General features: G+C 44.7%; 10 protein-coding genes. 3 read left to right on the top strand and 7 right to left on the bottom strand.

All coding sequences use genetic code 11. The features are described 5' to 3' along the window. Positions 1–127: 127 nt before the first annotated feature. Both QUB66_RS06015 and QUB66_RS06010 read left to right on the top strand, forming a co-directional pair. Positions 128–2,968: a valine--tRNA ligase gene (locus tag QUB66_RS06015; RefSeq protein WP_332966856.1), complete on the top strand. Its 2,841-nt coding sequence runs from the start codon at positions 128–130 to the stop codon at positions 2,966–2,968. Between the two features lie 423 nt (positions 2,969–3,391). Then, the gene (locus tag QUB66_RS06010) at positions 3,392–3,844 is read left to right on the top strand and encodes a hypothetical protein (RefSeq protein WP_332966857.1); all 453 of its coding nucleotides are present in this window, start codon (positions 3,392–3,394) and stop codon (positions 3,842–3,844) included. A 64-nt stretch (positions 3,845–3,908) separates the two neighbouring features. Here the strand turns inward: QUB66_RS06010 and crtB are convergent, their stop codons facing one another. Both crtB and pds read right to left on the bottom strand, forming a co-directional pair. Beyond that, positions 3,909–4,838: a 15-cis-phytoene synthase CrtB gene (gene crtB, locus QUB66_RS06005; protein WP_265233527.1), complete on the bottom strand. Its 930-nt coding sequence runs from the start codon at positions 4,836–4,838 to the stop codon at positions 3,909–3,911. A gap of 208 nt (positions 4,839–5,046) precedes the next feature. Continuing rightward, complete coding sequence (pds, locus tag QUB66_RS06000; RefSeq protein WP_332966858.1) at positions 5,047–6,420, bottom strand: 15-cis-phytoene desaturase; 1,374 nt, start codon at positions 6,418–6,420, stop codon at positions 5,047–5,049. 392 nt (positions 6,421–6,812) lie between these two features. Between pds and QUB66_RS05995 the strand changes: the two genes are divergently transcribed. Then, positions 6,813–7,451, top strand: coding sequence for a restriction endonuclease subunit R (locus QUB66_RS05995; protein WP_332966859.1), 639 nt, complete (start codon positions 6,813–6,815; stop codon positions 7,449–7,451). A 278-nt stretch (positions 7,452–7,729) separates the two neighbouring features. Here the strand turns inward: QUB66_RS05995 and QUB66_RS05990 are convergent, their stop codons facing one another. The 5 genes from QUB66_RS05990 to QUB66_RS05970 form a co-directional block, all read right to left on the bottom strand. Continuing rightward, the gene (locus QUB66_RS05990) at positions 7,730–8,938 is read right to left on the bottom strand and encodes a hypothetical protein (protein WP_332966860.1); all 1,209 of its coding nucleotides are present in this window, start codon (positions 8,936–8,938) and stop codon (positions 7,730–7,732) included. Between the two features lie 485 nt (positions 8,939–9,423). After that, entirely contained in the window at positions 9,424–10,521 is a 1,098-nt protein-coding gene (locus tag QUB66_RS05985; RefSeq protein ID WP_332966861.1) for an SPFH domain-containing protein, read from the bottom strand. 492 nt (positions 10,522–11,013) lie between these two features. Further along, positions 11,014–14,475 carry an Eco57I restriction-modification methylase domain-containing protein gene (locus tag QUB66_RS05980; protein WP_332966862.1) on the bottom strand — a complete coding sequence of 1,154 codons (3,462 nt, stop codon included), beginning with the start codon at positions 14,473–14,475 and terminating at the stop codon, positions 11,014–11,016. A gap of 362 nt (positions 14,476–14,837) precedes the next feature. Next, positions 14,838–15,413: a Uma2 family endonuclease gene (locus tag QUB66_RS05975; protein ID WP_332966863.1), complete on the bottom strand. Its 576-nt coding sequence runs from the start codon at positions 15,411–15,413 to the stop codon at positions 14,838–14,840. A 185-nt stretch (positions 15,414–15,598) separates the two neighbouring features. Then, entirely contained in the window at positions 15,599–17,803 is a 2,205-nt protein-coding gene (locus QUB66_RS05970; RefSeq protein ID WP_332966864.1) for a C-terminal helicase domain-containing protein, read from the bottom strand. Positions 17,804–17,942 lie beyond the last annotated feature (139 nt).

Here is a 17,942-nt window from a genome sequence, read left to right as displayed (position 1 = left end):
TTTTAACGTAAACCCGCCCCGCCTTGAATATCGCTCTTCCCTCTGCCTCTGACGCCGATGCGGTTCAAAACTCTTCTCCTCCCTTCTGTGGCACAATCTTAATATAAAAACAGCACCCTTGCAGCAAATGACCGCAAACCTACCGCCCCAATACGACCCCAAAGCCACCGAAACCAAGTGGCAAAAATACTGGGAAGACAACCAAACCTTCAAAGCAGACCCAGAAACAGGCGGCGAACCCTACTGCGTCGTCATCCCGCCGCCCAACGTCACCGGCAGCCTCCACATGGGACACGCCTTTGAAGAAACCCTCATTGATGTCCTCGTCCGCTATCACCGCATGACTGGACGCAATACCCTGTGGTTGCCGGGAACGGATCATGCTAGCATCGCAGTTCAAACTATTCTCGAAAAACAACTCAAAGCAGAAGGCAAAACTCGCCACGATTTAGGACGAGAAAAATTCTTAGAACGGGCTTGGGAATGGAAAGCTGAATCTGGCAATACTATTACTAATCAACTGCGTAGTCTGGGCGTGTCTGTCGATTGGTCGCGAGAACGCTTTACGATGGATGAAGGCTTATCCGCTGCGGTTTTAGAAGCCTTTGTCCGCCTCTACGATGAGGGGCTGATTTATCGCGGCAATTACTTGGTGAATTGGTGTCCGGCGAGTCAGTCTGCTGTGTCGGATTTGGAGGTTGACCAGCAGGAAGTTGAAGGGCATTTGTGGCATTTCCGCTATCCTTTGACCGACGGTTCCGGTTATTTGGAGGTGGCGACTACTCGGCCGGAAACGATGCTGGGCGATACTGGCGTGGCCGTGAATCCAGAGGACGATCGCTATAAACATCTTATCGGTAAAACTGTCACTTTGCCGATCGCCAATCGCGAAATTCCCATCATTGCCGATGAGTTTGTCGATCCAACTTTCGGAACAGGCTGCGTCAAAGTGACTCCCGCCCACGATCCGAATGACTTCGAGATGGGTAAGCGTCACAATTTGCCGTTTATTAACATCATGAACAAAGACGGCACTTTAAACGAAAATGCCGGAGAGTTCCAGGGACAAGACAGATTTGTCGCCCGCAAAAATGTGGTAAAGCGGTTAGAAAATGACGGGGTTTTGGTAAAAATAGAAGATTACAAACATACAGTACCGTATAGCGAACGTGGCAAAGTTCCCGTCGAACCGTTGCTATCTACTCAATGGTTTGTCAAGATCGATCCGCTTTCTCAACGCGCTTTAGAGGCATTAGACCAAAGTAACTCACCAGTCTTTGTTCCTGACAGATGGACAAAGGTTTATCGCGATTGGTTGGTGAAGCTAAAAGATTGGTGTATCTCCCGCCAATTGTGGTGGGGACACCAAATCCCGGCTTGGTATGCTGTTAGCGAAACTCACGGCGAAATTACTGATACAACGCCGTTTGTGGTGGCTAAAAGTGAAGCTGATGCTAGGGAAAAAGCAGAGGCTAAGTTTGGTCAAGATGTCCAGCTAGCAAGAGATCCAGATGTATTGGATACTTGGTTTTCGTCTGGGTTGTGGCCTTTTTCAACTCTGGGATGGCCAGAGGAAACTAAGGATTTTGATTTTTACTACCCGACAACTACTCTGGTGACAGGTTTTGATATCATCTTTTTCTGGGTTGCTAGAATGACGATGATGGCCGGACATTTTACGGAAAAGATGCCGTTTGAGACTGTTTACATTCACGGTTTGGTGTTGGATGAAAACGGTCACAAAATGTCTAAGAGTAAAAACAATGGTATTGACCCGCTGTTGTTAATTGCGAAGTACGGGACTGATGCTTTGCGCTACACTTTGGTTAAGGAAGTGATTGGGGCCGGGCAGAATATTCGCATGGAGTACGATCGCAAAACTGATGAATCGAAATCAGTTGAGGCTTCCCGGAATTTCACGAATAAGTTGTGGAATGCGGCCCGGTTTGTGATGATGAATCTGGAGGGACAGACTCCGCAGCAGTTGGGTAAACCTCTCACTCAGGTTCGTAGTGAGGACTTTAGTCCTGAAGGGGAGAGGACTGAAGTCCTTACTACAAACCAGGTTCGTAGTGAGGACTTTAGTCCGCAGGAGGAGAGGACTGAAGTCCTTACTACAAACCTTACTACAAATCTTAGCGATCGCTGGATTCTTTCTCGCTATCATCAAGTTGTGCAACAAAGCCGCAATTCTTTGGAAACTTACGGCTTGGGAGAAGCGGCGAAGAATCTTTATGAGTTTATTTGGGGCGATTTTTGCGACTGGTATATTGAGTTAGTCAAGTCTCGCTTACAACAGGATGCTGAACCAAATTCTAAGAAGGTGGCGCAGCAAACTTTTGCTTTTGTGTTGGAAGGAATTCTGAAATTGCTGCATCCTTTTATGCCGCACATTACTGAGGAAATTTGGCACACTCTGACTCAAACAGGTGACGATCAATGTTTGGCTTTGCAAGCTTATCCTGAAGCGGATACATCGCTGATCGATCCAGAATTAGAACAACAGTTTGAGTTGCTGTTCGGGACAATTCGCACTATTCGCAATTTGCGGGCAGATTCTGATATCAAACCGAGTCTGAAGGTGACGGCGATTTTGCAAAGCGAAAGCGAGAAGGAACGCCAAATTCTCTCAGATGGAAGCGTTTACATCAAAGATTTGGCTAAGGTGGAAAATCTGACTGTTACCGCTAGTTTGGATGGAGATTTGGGACAGACAATTGCTGGGGTTGTCGGTACTGTACAAGTTTTGATTCCTCTGGCTGGGGTGGTGGATTTGGTGGCTTTGCGCGGTAAGTTAGAGAAGAAGTTGAGTAAGGTGGAAGCTGAAATTAAGCATACTGCGGCGCGTTTGACTAATCAGAAGTTTGTGGATAAGGCTACTCCTGATGTGGTTCAGGGGGCGAGGGATGCTTTGGCTGAAGCCGAAAAACAAGCTGAGATTTTGCGCGATCGGCTAAAGTTGTTTTAGTCATTAGTCATTAGTCATTAGTCATTAGTCATTAGTCGCGGGTGGGGCTAGAAACCGGGTTTCTACGAAATTTTCTGTTTAGTTACGAGAAATCTCGAAAAAAACCCGGTTTCTGAGGTGATTGCCATTTTTATTTGTGGTGGGCCTCGCTTCAGAAAAAACATCCCACAATGCTGTAGGGGCGGGTTCGCCAACCATCTATGAAACTCACAAACAATCTCATAAACCCGCCCCATCTCCGCCATTATTTACATCAACATTTTACCAATAAATTCATCATACATTTTTATTGTTGGTGGGGGGCGGGTTTATAATATTATTCATTCTTACCATAAATGGTTGGTGAACCCGCCCCTACAGGATTTGTATCGTAGTTTTTAAGGCTGGTTAAAAGTTACCAATTACCAATTACCAATTACCCTGATGTTATATTTAGCCCAACTACAAAATAAGGATATTTTAGGTGAGATAAGTCTGCAATTGCTGGCTTGTCAAAATGCTGATGAGACTTGGGCTATTCTTCCTGAACAAACTGTCTTGATAGTGCCGCCCAATTGTGCTCAAAATGTGTTAAATGAAGGAATGCTAGTTTTAGCAGATATTGGCGAATATCTCAACATTTTGCAGGTTCAAACCGCTACAAACTGGGTGCTAGAATTAGTTGAAAAGTATTTAGCCACAGGCTTTACTCCCGATTTTTTGCAGCAAGAAGCCCAGAAAGCAGAAGAGTGCCGCCAATCTCTCACTTTGCAAAGTCAAGAATTGTCTCGCAGATCGATCGAACTTGAAGCCCGCCGCGAACAAATTCAAAATTTAGAAGCCAAACTCCAGCAGGAAAAACAATTGCTGGAAAGCAAAAATCAGCCCTCGGAATAGAATTTCGATGCGCCATAACAAAGTCCGCCGGCGCGGACTCATATCGAAGCAATATGGCCAGCGGCTAAAGCACTTTTGACTTTATCCAAGCGGCGGGGAGACACAGCAATTTCTGAGAATTGCTGACATAAGCCCGCTTCTGGAAAACATCGTACTGATTCCGTTCGATCGCATTTAAGATTCTGCTGTACAACATCGTAGCAGCCCACACTGTCCAGCGGATATCGGGACTCAAAACTTTGATTCCGGGTTCGGCGCTGGTGTATAATTTGCGAGCTCGCTGAATTTGAAACTTCATCAATTCCCGCCAGCGGTTGTCAATCACACCGTTGAATAAATCTTCTTCGGTGTAGTTAAACAGCGCTAAGTCTTCTAAGGGCAGGTAAATGCGGCCGCGACGGGCGTCTTCTCCGACATCGCGCAGAATGTTAGTTAACTGCTTGGCTATACCGAGGGCGATTGCTTCTTCCTTGGGAATTTTATTTCCCCAGTGCCAATTCCAGTTGGCAGCCCGGTTCGATTCGTCCACACCCATGACAGACATCGACATCAGCCCGACAGTACCCGCGACTCGATAACAGTAAAGATTGAGCTCTTCAAAAGTTTGGTAGCGGCTGCGGTACAAGTCCATTTGCTGGCCCGCAATCATTTCTCTAAACGGCTGAATGTCGATCGGGAAACGAGACAAAGTATCCACCAAAGCCACGTCGTAATCGTCGTGGGGATGGCCCGCAAACAATGATTCTAGGCGTTTTTCCCACAAATTTAGGGTTTCAGGGGTCGTGGTCTCAGAACCAGGCCCGTCTACGAGTTCGTCGGTGCGGCGGCACCAAACGTAAATCGCCCAGATAGCCCGACGTTTGGCTTCGGGCATGAGTTGAGTGCCTAAATAAAAATTTTTGGCATAACTCGCTGTGACTTGGCGGCACAATTCGTAGGATTCTTCCAAAGAAGCCAGAGTTCTCATGCACTGGAGTTTTGACAGTTGCAGCATCCGAGAATAAGAAATTTAAAGATTAGAACTGACATTCCCCCGTTGAGACAACGGGAGATTCTTTTACGTCTTTAGGATTGACGCATCCGAACCGAGAAACCTGGTTTTTAAACCGAGATTGAGGGTTTTCAGCAAATATTTTGGCTAAAAACCCGGTTTCACGTCGCCCGCGCGCAAATCCCAGTATTTATGAAAAATTCTTAATTTTTCATTTGTTATTGGCTGTTGAAATAGCCTGCGCTGTCAGCTTACCAGAAAGCACAGCACCTTCCATACTCGCAAGATAACGCTGCATCGTATAATCCCCCGTTAGATAGAAATTGCTAATGGGAGTGGTTTGGGTGGGACGGCACTCTTGACGGCCGGGAGTGGCTTTGTAGACGGAACGTGGGGTCTTGACTACGTGATATTTGAGCACTTTGGCGGGTTCTGGGATTTGGTCGGGAAAGAGTTTTTCTAACTCGACCATTGTGGCTGCGACGATATCTTCGTCAGACTTGCCTATCCAGTCTTTGGCCGGTGCGAGTACCAGTTCCAGCATGGATTTGTCTGGGTTGGCATATTCGCGGCAGGTGTTGCTCATGTCGGCGTAAACGCTCAGCAAGGGCGATCGCGAGAACAGCAAGTGGTCGATATCTGTTAACTTGCGATCGAACCACAAGTGTACATTAATCACCGGTACACCCTCCAAACCTTCGAGCTTTTTGAAATAACCCATTTCGGCCCAAGGTTTCGGCATCATCAACTTCAGCGGGTCAACCGGCATCGCCGAAACGTAAATATCAGCCGTCAGAACTTCTGACTCTGCCCCTTTGACACCCCGAATCTGGAATCCGCGCACCGTGTTGTCATCATTGAGCAAAAACTCACCAATGGGTGCGTTGAGTCGGACTTCGCCACCGCGTTCAGTTATGTAGTCTACCATCGGCTGACACAACCTCTCTGTAGGGGGGCCGTCTAAAAAAGCCATTTGCGAGCCTTTTGTCTCTTGCAAGAAGCGGTTGAGGGCTGTCAGCAGAATGGTTGCAGATATTTCGTGGGGGTCGATAAAATTCAGCGCCTTGGACATGGCGATGAATACTTCTTTTTCGACTCTGGGGGGGACATTTTGCTTTTTGAGCCACTCGGAAAAGGAGTATTTGTCCATTTCTTCGACGTATTTCTGGCCTTGAAGTATCGCCGGAACCAAACCGAGGCCGAAACTGATTTTTTCGCCCCAGGTCAGCATATCGTTGTTTCTGAGGATAGCCACCAGGCCGTTGAAGGGGGCCGGAATATTCGGAAAGTCAAAGCGGGAATAGGTTCCTGGTGTTTCCGGCTGATTGAAAATCATCGAGTGCTCTTTCCATTGCAGCCTGTCTTCGATGTCTAATTCTTTGAATAGTTGGAGCATATTTGGGTATGCACCGAAAAATATGTGGAGGCCGGTTTCGTACCAGTCGCCATCTGCATCTTTCCAAGCGGCTACTTTGCCGCCGAGTACGTCCCGACTTTCTAGGAGGATGGGGGTGTGGCCCGCATCGGTGAGATATTTTGCACAGGATAACCCTGCTAGGCCGGCTCCGGCGATCGCAACTCGCATTTAATACTACTGCCCTCTATATTCATTTTGTCTTCATTCTACTTTACAACTCGTTACATCTTTTTGGACAATCTGTAGGGAAACTGCACTACCCAAAGCCGTGTCAACTTAAGGTACAACCCATAGTCCGGCAAGGGTTGAAACCCCTGCCTCAAAGCGCAAGTCCTCTCAAAGAGGACTAATGAGTTCTTGAGTCCTCTTTGAGAGGACTTTAGCTATTAGACAGGGGTTTCAACCCCTGGCGGACTAACGGGCAGACGAAAGACTTGGCGGGCTAACAGCTTAAGTTGACACTCCTTGGGCATTGCCGTCTCCTCTTCCCTTCGTGCCCGATACTTATTAAGTTTTGCTATTATAAATTATCAAAACAATTGGTTAAAAAAGTTAAATTCATGGCACAAACAATTCAAGCTAGAAATATTGCAATAAATGATTTGGAAGCTCAATTCAAAATTGAGTGGGTTGAGGATGACCAATTCTTTCGGGAGTGGCAAGATGATTTGCCAGAAATCACTGATGCCCAAAAGCAGCGACTGGACAGAGTGAAAGCAAGTTACAGGAATTTGCTCAAACATCCGCCACTTCTAGAAAATACAGTTAAAATGGTCGTACTGTCTCCGTTTTTAGATTTAGCTGATTTTTATCTTGCTCCTTTTCACGTTACTTCAGAAAAATCTGTAGAAATTATTGACGAAGATGAAGGACTAATTGTCAGGGGACAAATGGATGTTTTGGCTTTGTTTCAGGAGTTTTGGGTAGTAGTTATCGAATCTAAGAAAGCGGCGTTTTCTTTGGAAGTCGGTATTCCGCAGTTATTAGCTTATATGTTAGCTAGTGTGACGGGCGATCGACCTACTTACGGTTTGTTAATGAATGGGGCAGATTTTCTATTTGTCAAATTAGTTAAGGGGGAAACACCGCAGTACGCTTTTTCTCGGAAGTTTTACATTTTCAATCCGGGGAATGATTTGTACACTGTACTGAGTATTTTGAAGCGTCTCGGTGAGTTGAATGTGGGCAATATAGTTTAGCAAGCGATGCCACCAACGGCGAATCAGAAACCGGGTTTTTTTCACAATCTTGCGCTTTCATCGAAAAACTTGGCAAAAAACCCGGTTTCTCGATCGCGCAACGATGAATCAGAAACCGGGTTTTTTTCACAATCTGGCGCTTTCATCGAAAAACTTGGCAAAAAACCCGGTTTCTCGATCGCGCAACGATGAATCAGAAACCGGGTTTTTTTCACAATCTGGCGCTTTCATCGAAAAACTTGGCAAAAAACCCGGTTTCTCGATCGCGCAACGACAACTCAGAAACCGGGTTTTTCCGACAATCTGGCGCTTTCGCCCACAAACGAAGTTGGTTGCGATTCGGGATCGGGTAAGCCGGGAATAGGGAGATATCTCCAATTACCACTAAACAATAAGTACATCGCACCCGCAAACACGATACCGCTAACAACAGCAGCAGTAATTTTCCAAACACTGTAGGGACGATCGCCTTGAACTTCAGCGGTGCGAGCATTAACTATTACTTGATATTGCTTGTTTTGATAGCGATAGGCACACATCCACACAGGTAGCAAAATATGCTTAAAAGTGATAGCATTGTAATCTGTAGAAATGCTGTGAACCCGCTGCTCGTCGCCGCCGATATGTCTACAAACATCGAAGTGAATAGTACCCGCCATGACATTTTTAGCAGATTCAAATCCTTGAGGGAGAGAAACTTGCGATCGCTGTGCTTCAAATCCAGCTAAATAAGATGAATTGTACGCGCGCAGCGACTCTTTGAGATCCCAAGGTTCTAACTCATCTAGGCGATTGCGATCGACTGAAGTTGTAGCGGGAATCAGAATGTCGTCAAAAGTGCGATCGACTCTGCCAGAAGCAGGCCACCATCTGGTATGCTGCACTTGGCGCGTTTTAGTTTCAGTTTCACCGTTAGCGTTTGTTTCTGTATAACTCTCAGTCACGTAGTAGTGTTCTCCGCGATCGCCCTTATAGTAACTCACCGTATAACAGTCGTAAGTCCAAAACGGTAAATAAACCCCTTGAATTTTCTCCTGTTGCGCTAGGGATTGCAAAGCAGAAGGAGCAAACCAGCGATTGCTTAGCCACTTCTGAATGCTTTCTCTAGCCTGTTTATCAGTAACTTCAAAGGGGACAATTCCCTCTGGGTGTAAGCTAGGGCTAGCCTTTGCGGGTTGCGCCACAATTGGAGAAGCGCAAAACGGACATTTCCCCGCAACTTTCGGCGGTTCAAAAGTAATACTTGCTCCGCAATCATTGCATTTTACTTCTAAGGCTGTTGTTGATAAAGTTGTCAGCGTCGTTTTGTCTGGTTTTAGATATTGTTCGTAAGAATTTTCTTGTACTTCTTCGGCACTTTGAGGAATTGCATCTTCCCAGCCGCAGTAAGCACATTTTAGCTTTCCTGCTTTGGGATTGAACTGTAAATAAGCACCGCAGCTAGGACAGGGAAAACCTTTAACAGCAGCTTCAGAATTATTATTCATAATAGTAGTTGATTTGTGAGGTAACACGCAATAGATAATACCAATTTTCTAAAGATGTGCTATAGATGAATTCCGAAGCCCCCCCTTAATAAGGGGGGGTTGGGGGGGGTAAAATCTAGTGCTACTTTATGAAATTGGTATAACACCAATTTAATCGGTCGTTGCACATATCTGGATCCCCCTAAATCCCCCTTAATAAGGGGGACTTTGATCGGAATCTTGTCCTCCCCTTAGTAGGGGCGGTGGATGGTGCGTGCCCGCCCTCGGCTAGGGGGTAATAGGGTTCACTTAAGATTGTCATTGCGAGGAACGAAGCAATCCCAGTATTTGCTTTTCATGATTTTTTACCGTCTGGATAGTCTTAAGTAAACCGTATTGGGCTAGGGGGGGATCGGATTCTATGCAGCCTCATAAAAAATTGGTATAATAGGTAATCGGGAAAGCGTACCGATTACCAATTACCAATTACCTAAATATGCCAAATTTTAGGTGGCTGCGGGTGGGGGAGGTGGCGGCACTGTAGCCAATAAAGATGCTAATTCCGGCACTTGCGATGCTAACTTCCAGCCGTCAAAACCTGCACGCCAAACCATTACCTGATGTGTCAAACCATTTTGCAGAAGTTGATGCAATTCAAAGGGCCCTAATTGTTGACTGTTTGGGGCAATGTACCACTGAGTTTGTGTTAATGGCGGCGGTGGCGGCGGTGTTGGCGATGTTGGCGATGCTGGGGATTGCATCATATTTGTCATTTGCTGACCCATTGCCATTCCCATGCCCAATTCTAATGCTTGATTGCCACCGCTAGGGTTATTTGCTGATGCTTCTATGGCGTTAGCAGCTTGATATTGGGTATATTGCTGCAGATTTCCCAGAAGTCCGATCGAGGCTCGTTTGTCGAGTGCTGCTTCAACTTCCGCCGGCATCGAGATATTTTCAATTAATATCTGAGTTAATTCTAACCCGAACTGTTGGATATTTGGCTGTAGGGCAATGCGTATTTGTTCGCCCATTTGCGTGTAGTTGGCTGCAAAGTCTAGCAGGGGAATGCGGGATGTGCCAACCCAATTTGCAAAGGCAGTGACTATTGTGTTGCGTAGCTGTTCGCTAATTTCATCTACTTGAAATAGTCCGTCTGTGCTGATTAATTGGCTTAGGAGTTGTTGTGGATTGTAAACTTTAATGTTGTAGGTTCCAAAAGCGCGCATTCGCACTGGGCCGAGTTCTGGATCGCGGATAATAATGGGGTTAGCGGTTCCCCATTTCAGGTTGGTAAATATCTTGGTGTTAAAAAAGTAGACTTCTGCTTTGAAGGGAGAGTTGAAACCGTAGGGCCAACCTTTTAAGGTACTCAGAAGGGGTAAGTTGCGGGTGTATAGTTCGTGCATTCCAGGATCGAAGACATCGGCAACTTGGCCTTCGTTGACAAAGACTGCTACTTGTCCGGGCCTGACGGTGAGTTTAGCACCTTGTTTTATTTCGCTTTGGTGGCGCTCGAATCGATAGGCAATGGTATCGTTGGTGTTGTCTAACCATTCGATGATATCGACAAATTCGCCGCGAATCTTGTCAAAGAGTCCCATATTTTTATTTTGAGCTTTTGTTAAATTTTAACTTCAATAGGAGCGATCGCTCTTCCCGATCGCCATTGTAAACTTTTTAGGTGCGATCGCTGGGAATAAGGGCGATCGCAACTCGCATTTAATACTACTGCCCTCTGTTCGCTTCGCCTTAATTATACGTTACAACTCGTTACATTTTCTCGGCAATCTGTAGAGAGGAGACGGCAATCGCCTTCATTGTATTAAAAATCGCTTAAAAGCCTTTGTATCTCTCGTTCACAGCCGAGGCCAGATCCCCCTAAATCCCCCTTAAGAAGGGGGACTTTGAGAAGAATCCTGTCCCCATCTTAAGAATAGGACTTTAAACACTCTTGTCCCCCCCTTCTTAAGGGGGGCTAGGGGGGATCTGGCCTTAATAGCCAAACAGCAATCTGTGACTACATTTTACCTTAAGTTTACACGGCAAAAAACCCGGTTTCTCGGCCGCGCAACCACAACTCAGAAACCCCATCCCTATTCGATTTGTGGTGCAAAACTGCAATAAGCAGCCAATGCCGCTTGTTTGACAGTTTCTGGCACAATCGGAAAAGTAGTCAGAATATGGGCAAATTCCGCTTCAGTTAAGCCGTAAAGGTGAGCGATGATGCCGTCTAATTCTGCTCGCAATTTAGCCCGTTCTGTTTCATCGGTAACGCCTTCTTTGTGGGAGTTTAAGCCGACTTCTGCTGCTAATTCGTCAAATTCTGGCGCGGTGCAGATGAGTTTGGCGGCGCGTTGTACGATGTCCGAGAAGTATTTATCGCCTGTTGTTAAGCGAGGCATTGGTGTCTGGTATATGTAAAACATATTGATATTCGCAGAGACCATTTGCCGAATGTAGAAATCCACTACAAAAGAATTAAGTATCGCTTGACATAAAATAACTTCAGGATTTGATATTTTATCCATTTTTGATGAAACCAATATTGAATTGCCACAAAAAACTTTTCGGGGAATAGGGCTTACAATAATAGTTCTACTGTCAGTAGTCCTGGCTATTGCTCTCAACCCTAAACGGTAACTCTGATAATCCAATTGTTGACCGCTATCTACACCATTTTTTCCTAATAAAGACTTTCTCCCTTCCGCTTCATCCACCCAATACCTCGGTTCAGCATAAAGATGATTGAATTGATGAATCATCTTGCCTTCATAAAGTGGCAGTCTCCCATTACCCGGTTCTTGCTTAAATAAATGACTGTCATTAGTCATGTCAAATTCACGAGTTAGTCGCAGGTTCCACTTACCATCAATCTTTTCGCCAAGCAAAGGGAATTGGAGCATCTTCTGGGCAATCCGAATATCTCCCAGATTTTTAAACTCCATCACCGACAGCGAATCAGGAGATAAGCGGCGAATCAATTCAACAGAAATCTCAATATGCTCATCTTTGTCATTGAGAAAAGTATCTAGCTGATTTACTCTAATTGCTTCGCGCGGGTCTATCCGAAAAGCAGCTTGAAATGACTCTGTACTCTTACCTTTCTCAAAAGTCAGAAGGCAAAACTTGAAGCGGTGATCCACTCCTTCAAAAATAAACCTTTCATTCGAGAAACTAAACAGTCCATCAATTTCAGTCTGCAAAAATAACATTTCCCGCAGTTGTTTAGTTCCCAAATCAGTATAAACTCCTGAAGGAATGATGATGCCACACTCGCCAGTTTTGCGTAAGAGGTTAAAACATTGCTCTAAAAAAAGCTTGTAGAAGTTAATATCTGTTCCCGCTTTCTTCCCATTAACAATTGAAATCTGATTTTTGTACTGTTCAGCGGAACGATAGTAAGCACTGACATGGGGAAATTGACTTTGATATTTCAACCAAGCTTTAGCAATTTCAGTATCTTGAAGAATTTTCTTTTGCTCTTTCTCAAAAACTTTGATATCCATCTTGCTTTTTTTCGCAAGCTCATTATGCTGCACAAAAAATTCTCTAGCATTTGGCTTAAAGATTTCCCAGGGCGGATTAGCAATAATCGCATCAAACCCGCCGCGTTCCAACACTCGATCAAAATGATATCCCCAATGAAACGGTTGCAACTCAGCAATATCATCAATCGTCAAATCTCGTTTCTTCGGTTTCCCCGATAACTGCACATCTTCATACTTAATTTTCAGCCGGATAAACTCATTCAACAATAACTGATTTAACTTAGCTTGCGACTCCCGATTTAACTGTTCGATGTGCTGTCGCAACATTAACAACCGAGACTCTTGAGAACCTGCGGCTTGTTCCCCGGACTCAAAAGCGTGTTTTTTGTACAAATCAATCGATTGATTCTTGTCAGCTAAAATTTTCTGATAATCCATAGCTGCTAAAGGTTGCAGCAAATTTCCTTGTCGCGAATCTCCCACCATATCAAATCTTTCTTCGTCTACCCGAATCAATCCAATTAAGGAATTGCCCGCCATAATATTAAAATCAATATTCGGCAGCGGTTCCAACTCGCTGACATCGTGCGCCGCCGAAACCAAAGCTAAAAACAAGCGCAATTTAGCAATTTCTACCGCTTCCGGCATAATATCCACGCCGTATAGGTTGTCGCTAATAATCCGTTTTTTGATGTAGTAGTTGAGGGACAAATGCTCAGATTCTATTTTTTCGAGTAAGTCTTTGAGGTGGTGGTCAGTTATAAATTTGGTTTTACCGATGACAGTTGAATAGATGTAAATTAAGCTTTTCATCGCCGCGATTAAGAACGCGCCGGAACCGCAAGCTGGGTCTAATAAACTTAGATTGGGCAGAATTTCTTCTAGCAGGCGGCGGCAGAGATTGGCGTCTAAATTAGTCAGGAGTTCGGTAATTGTTTCAAATGTAGGGGCGGTGCCCCCGTGCCCGCCCTCATTGATTTTATCGAGGATTAGCTTGTTAATCGTTCTGTCGCACAAGTATTCGGTGATTTCCGGCCGCGTATAATAAGCACCAAAGGCTTTTTGGTTAATGTATTTCTCAAAAATGTATCCCAAAACTGCCGGATTAATTTCGTTTTCTTTCCCGCCCACTGTATCGTCTAAATTCCAAGAATATCGCTCAAATAAATCAAATATTTTCTCAAAAGCAGCGTCGGCGATGGCGATGTTAGGATAATGTTGTTCGATGGTATGTTGCAAAAACAGTCCGCCGTTCAAATATTTAATTTCCCCAATCAATTTTTGAACGTCAGGCTGTCGCGCATCGAGGGGTTTAGCAAATCCTTCAAAAAATAGCGCATTCAGGAATTCCGAATAAAATAAATCGGTTCCCCGCTGCTTGCTTTCTGCTAATTTTTCCTGCAAGTACAGCATTTTGCCGCCATCGATAAATCCTTTGCGCTGCAAGAAATAAACAAACATCAAGCGGTTTAGCAAAACGGAAGTATACCAGCGTCTATCGCTTTCTTTGTCAATCCCCTGAATTACTTGCAAAAATTCGATATGCTGCTGTTGAAATTCTGCAAAAAACTTCTTAGTAACTCGTTCGACATCCAATCCTGCTTGCAATCTTTGGGCGATATCAATCACCGATAGCGTTTCTAATTCTGCTAATGATATTTTTAAACTGCTGATTTTACTTAACAGCAAGTCGCAAGGTTCGCCCTTGACGTATACGTGGTCGCGGGGATAGAGTTTTTGGCCGTCCCGTTTTACCCAATACCACAGACTTTGGGTGCGGTTTGTGTCTACAAATATCAAGAGGTTTTCGCCGGATATTTGGACGAGTTCGCGATAAATTGTGAGTCTTTGGTTGCTATTGGGAATTTGACCGCTAGGGCTGGTAATTTCAAATACAACTACTCCTAAAAGTTGGGCGATTTGCTGGCGGGAGTATGTCTCATCGCCTACTAATAAGGGTGCGGCTTTATGGGATGCTGGATTTGACCAACCGAGTTCGCGGATGAATAATTTGCTAAAGTCAAAGTCTTGGATGAGTTGGCGCGATTGTTGAATGTTTAGGGACATAATGATGATTTTAGGTTTTAGTTATTGTAGGGTGTGTCGCCATCGACAATTCCCAAAAAAGAACGACAATCTGATGGCGACGCACCTTACACAATCGTTGAATAAACAAGTTATTGTAGGGTGTGTCGCCATCGACAATCCCCAAAAAAGAACGACAATCTGATAGCGACGCACCTTACACAATCGTTGAATAAACAAGGCAAAAAATTATTGTGTAACAAGACCTTTTATAGATGGTATTAGTTAGCCTGTAAGCAAAGGTGCGTCGCTGTGGGATTATCGGTATTTAGTTAGAGATTTATCGCAGGCGACGCACCCTACGACTGATGTTATGCGGACTAGGAAATAAACGGTTTTTGAAGTCAGGGTGCGTCCACAATTAACAAATTAAAAACATCGGAAACTCGCAGTTGCCAATCGCCCAATACATTGAGGACTGGTAAAATATCGTTGTGATACTTGACTTCTGGCAACTGATTCGGTTGAAATACCATGATCGATCGATCGCCTGGATCGACAAACCAACCTAATTTTGTTTGGTTTTGGAGGGAAAAGATAATTTTGTTAATTACGCGATTGGGAGACTGTTCTGGTGAAAGAATTTCAATCAGCCAATCTGGATGACTTTCAACTCGATTAGCAATTTCTCGATTTTCATCAACTGGAATGCGCGACCATTCAAATACAGCAATATCTGGCACTATAGAACGTCCCCCAAATGTGCAACGTAACTCAGTTAAAGCTAAAGCTAGTTTTCGGGGTTTACCCTGTTGATTAATTGTAGAAGCAAACTCAGTTTGAATCAGACTGTGTTTTCCTTGGGGCATAAACTTTTGATAAATTTGACCGTCGATGTATTCGCTAGCAGGTTCTGTTTCTGGTAAATTCAAGAAGGCTGCGAGAGAAAGTTTGGATTGAGGTTGAATTGATAGTGTCATACCATTTTATATTTTAGATTTTAGATTGAGGAAAAGATAAGACGGCGGTTAAAACCGCGCCTACACAAACCATGTCCGCCTCCGCGGACTCAAGAAAATCATGTAATTTTAACGGCCTTTGTCTTCAACCCGCGGAGGCGGGTTTTGCTTGTGTAGACGCGGTTTCAACCGCCCAGTTTTCTTAATCATTTTCCCTCGAACAACCCTAATGAACAAATAATCATTGGTTCCCGTTTTTCATCGTCTTCGTTGACGATGCACAAACGGTCATCTATCCGCATCGCTACGACTAATTCTGCTAGCTGGTTGTCACCAATACCGCTTTTTAACTGCCGATTCAAGGTGTCAAGGGCGGACTGGCGCAGGGGATAGCGGTAGATTTGGTCGATCGCCTTTACCAATTCATCAGATGCAATCATTTTACCCTGCTTTTGCTGTGCATATCGTTTTAGGCGATCGTAAGTTCGGAAACGAGCACCGGAAGGCCTCCCCAATTGTCCGCCCGCGTTTTGTTCTTCTTCTGCGATCAATTCCGCGCCTTTTTTGACTAATTCGTGATGTTGTTTATCCCTAGCAATGGCTGGCGTGGATTCATCGCAAGCTGCAATCCTTAAAATTGCTACTTGGGACTGAGTAACGCTGTTCCCCGCGCGATCGACCCAAATTAAGGAATCATTTCCCTCGGCTGTTTTCATGTACAATAAAACTCCTTCCGGCTGCATCGGCGCGGGAGTATGAGAACGAGTTGAATAAACTACATTCGGCATTGATTCAATGGTTTTTTTCAAAGTTGGATTATTGTCTGTGGCATTTTTCCAAATTTGAAAAGCTTCGGAAGTCAAATCAACTTCGCCATCTTCTTCTCCGTCTAAAATCCCTGATTTTTCATTGTAAATATCCAAAATAATTTGTGGATCATCGTCTTCAAAAAAGGATTCATCGGTTCCCACAACTTCGGCATTTTCTTGTAAGCGCCGCCGCAGTCTTCCCCGCAGATTAATAATATTTTCGATTCCCTCCGCCGGCAAAAACGAATAGCATAAAATCTGCTCAGCTTGTTGTCCGATTCTGTCAACTCTTCCCACCCGCTGAATCAATCGAATAATTGCCCAAGGTAAGTCATAATTAACAATAATGCCGCAGTCTTGCAAATTATGACCTTCACTCAGAATGTCCGTAGCAACTAATATCCGCAATTCGCGATCGGGCGGTACTGTTTTCTGCTTACCGCTGCTACCAGGACTAAACCTTAATGTGAGTTCCGTCGGGTCTTTTGTTTGACCAGTCACCGCAGCAATTCCGGCAATATTTAAGCGTGTCAAGTTATCAGTTATGTAGCGCACTGTATCAGCAAATTGAGTGAAAATTAATATTTTCTCACCTCGATGAGTTTCTGTTACTAACTTTACCAAAGCCGCTAACTTTTCATCTGGTTGAGAATGCCAGCGATCGCAAGTTTGCAAAATTTGGATGACACAGCGGGCATCTGCGAGCAAATCCCGTTTAAGCTTCTTAGTATCAAACAAGTGGGTTCCCAGCCATTTAAACCTGCGCTGGTAGCGTTTTTCGTACTCTTGATAAACAACTTCTGCTCGCTGTTTAAAAGCTTTTTCGCTTAACAGCAATTGGGCTTCGATATCTAAGGTTTCGCCCGCCTCATCGTCGCTTTCTTCCGCCTCCAAACTGTTAGCCACCACAGAATCAGCATCTTCGTCGATGTTGCGGGTATCCAACAAGTCTGCATCCTGGGTGCCGATCGGAATATCTAAGTTATGGTCGATCGCATATAAGTACACAAAATTGCGTAGGATGTGCCGCTCAAGGGACTGAATAAACGCACTACCGCTGCTTTCCAGCCGTTTAAACAGGTTCGTGCGCGAAAAACCCATCAAGCGGCGGCCTGCGCGGGAAAGGGCGTTTAACTGTCGCTGTTCGGCTTCTGTCGGTGCTTGTTTGGGCTTTTTGGCGATGTAATTTCCCAGCCCGTAACGCGGCAGATTTAGGGCGTTAATTACTTCGACAATTTCCTGAAAGTCAGGCTGGGGCGACAATGTGGCTGCGGAATTGTCTAAGCTAAACTTGATGGTTTTGGGGATGCGGCTGGGAAAATAGGAGCGAGTGCGATCGGGAAATTCTAAATATTTGCGATCGGTTTCTGGATCAGTTTCCGCATAATTTTCTTTAATAAACGAGCGAGTTCGTCTCATCATATAGCGCTTCATCAAGTCTCGCCAATCATCGGGATGTTCGCTTTTTTCAAAGGCTGCTAAAGAGCGAACCGAACATTGATGACGCTTGATAAATTCTAATTCTCCTTCAATTCCGCCGCCCAATTCATTCAGTAAAGCTTCGGGGCGCAGTCCTAAATTTTCGTCTTCAGGAACAAACAAACGTAACTGAGAAGATAAATCTAAATAGGTTTTGTTGTAGGGAGTTGCTGAAAGCAGAATACCAGGGCTATTTCATTCTGGTTGAGTAGCTGATATGATAATAAAGTATTGTAGTCATTCACATGATATGTCATGTCTC

This window comes from Microcoleus sp. A2-C3 (assembly GCF_036706065.1).
In the GTDB taxonomy this organism is placed as follows: domain Bacteria; phylum Cyanobacteriota; class Cyanobacteriia; order Cyanobacteriales; family Microcoleaceae; genus Microcoleus.
This window is presented reverse-complemented; position numbering and strand designations above follow the sequence as displayed.

Excerpts from the sequence above, each read along its gene's own strand:
- pds (WP_332966858.1), bottom strand. The coding sequence starts at position 6,420 with ATGCGAGTTGCGATCGCCGGAGCCGGCCTAGCAGGGTTATCCTGTGCA.
- QUB66_RS05985 (WP_332966861.1), bottom strand. The coding sequence starts at position 10,521 with ATGGGACTCTTTGACAAGATTCGCGGCGAATTTGTCGATATCATCGAA.
- QUB66_RS05975 (WP_332966863.1), bottom strand. The coding sequence starts at position 15,413 with ATGACACTATCAATTCAACCTCAATCCAAACTTTCTCTCGCAGCCTTC.
- QUB66_RS06015 (WP_332966856.1), top strand. The coding sequence starts at position 128 with ATGACCGCAAACCTACCGCCCCAATACGACCCCAAAGCCACCGAAACC.
- QUB66_RS05980 (WP_332966862.1), bottom strand. The coding sequence starts at position 14,475 with ATGTCCCTAAACATTCAACAATCGCGCCAACTCATCCAAGACTTTGAC.
- QUB66_RS05990 (WP_332966860.1), bottom strand. The coding sequence starts at position 8,938 with ATGAATAATAATTCTGAAGCTGCTGTTAAAGGTTTTCCCTGTCCTAGC.
- QUB66_RS06010 (WP_332966857.1), top strand. The coding sequence starts at position 3,392 with ATGTTATATTTAGCCCAACTACAAAATAAGGATATTTTAGGTGAGATA.
- crtB (WP_265233527.1), bottom strand. The coding sequence starts at position 4,838 with ATGCTGCAACTGTCAAAACTCCAGTGCATGAGAACTCTGGCTTCTTTG.
- QUB66_RS05995 (WP_332966859.1), top strand. The coding sequence starts at position 6,813 with ATGGCACAAACAATTCAAGCTAGAAATATTGCAATAAATGATTTGGAA.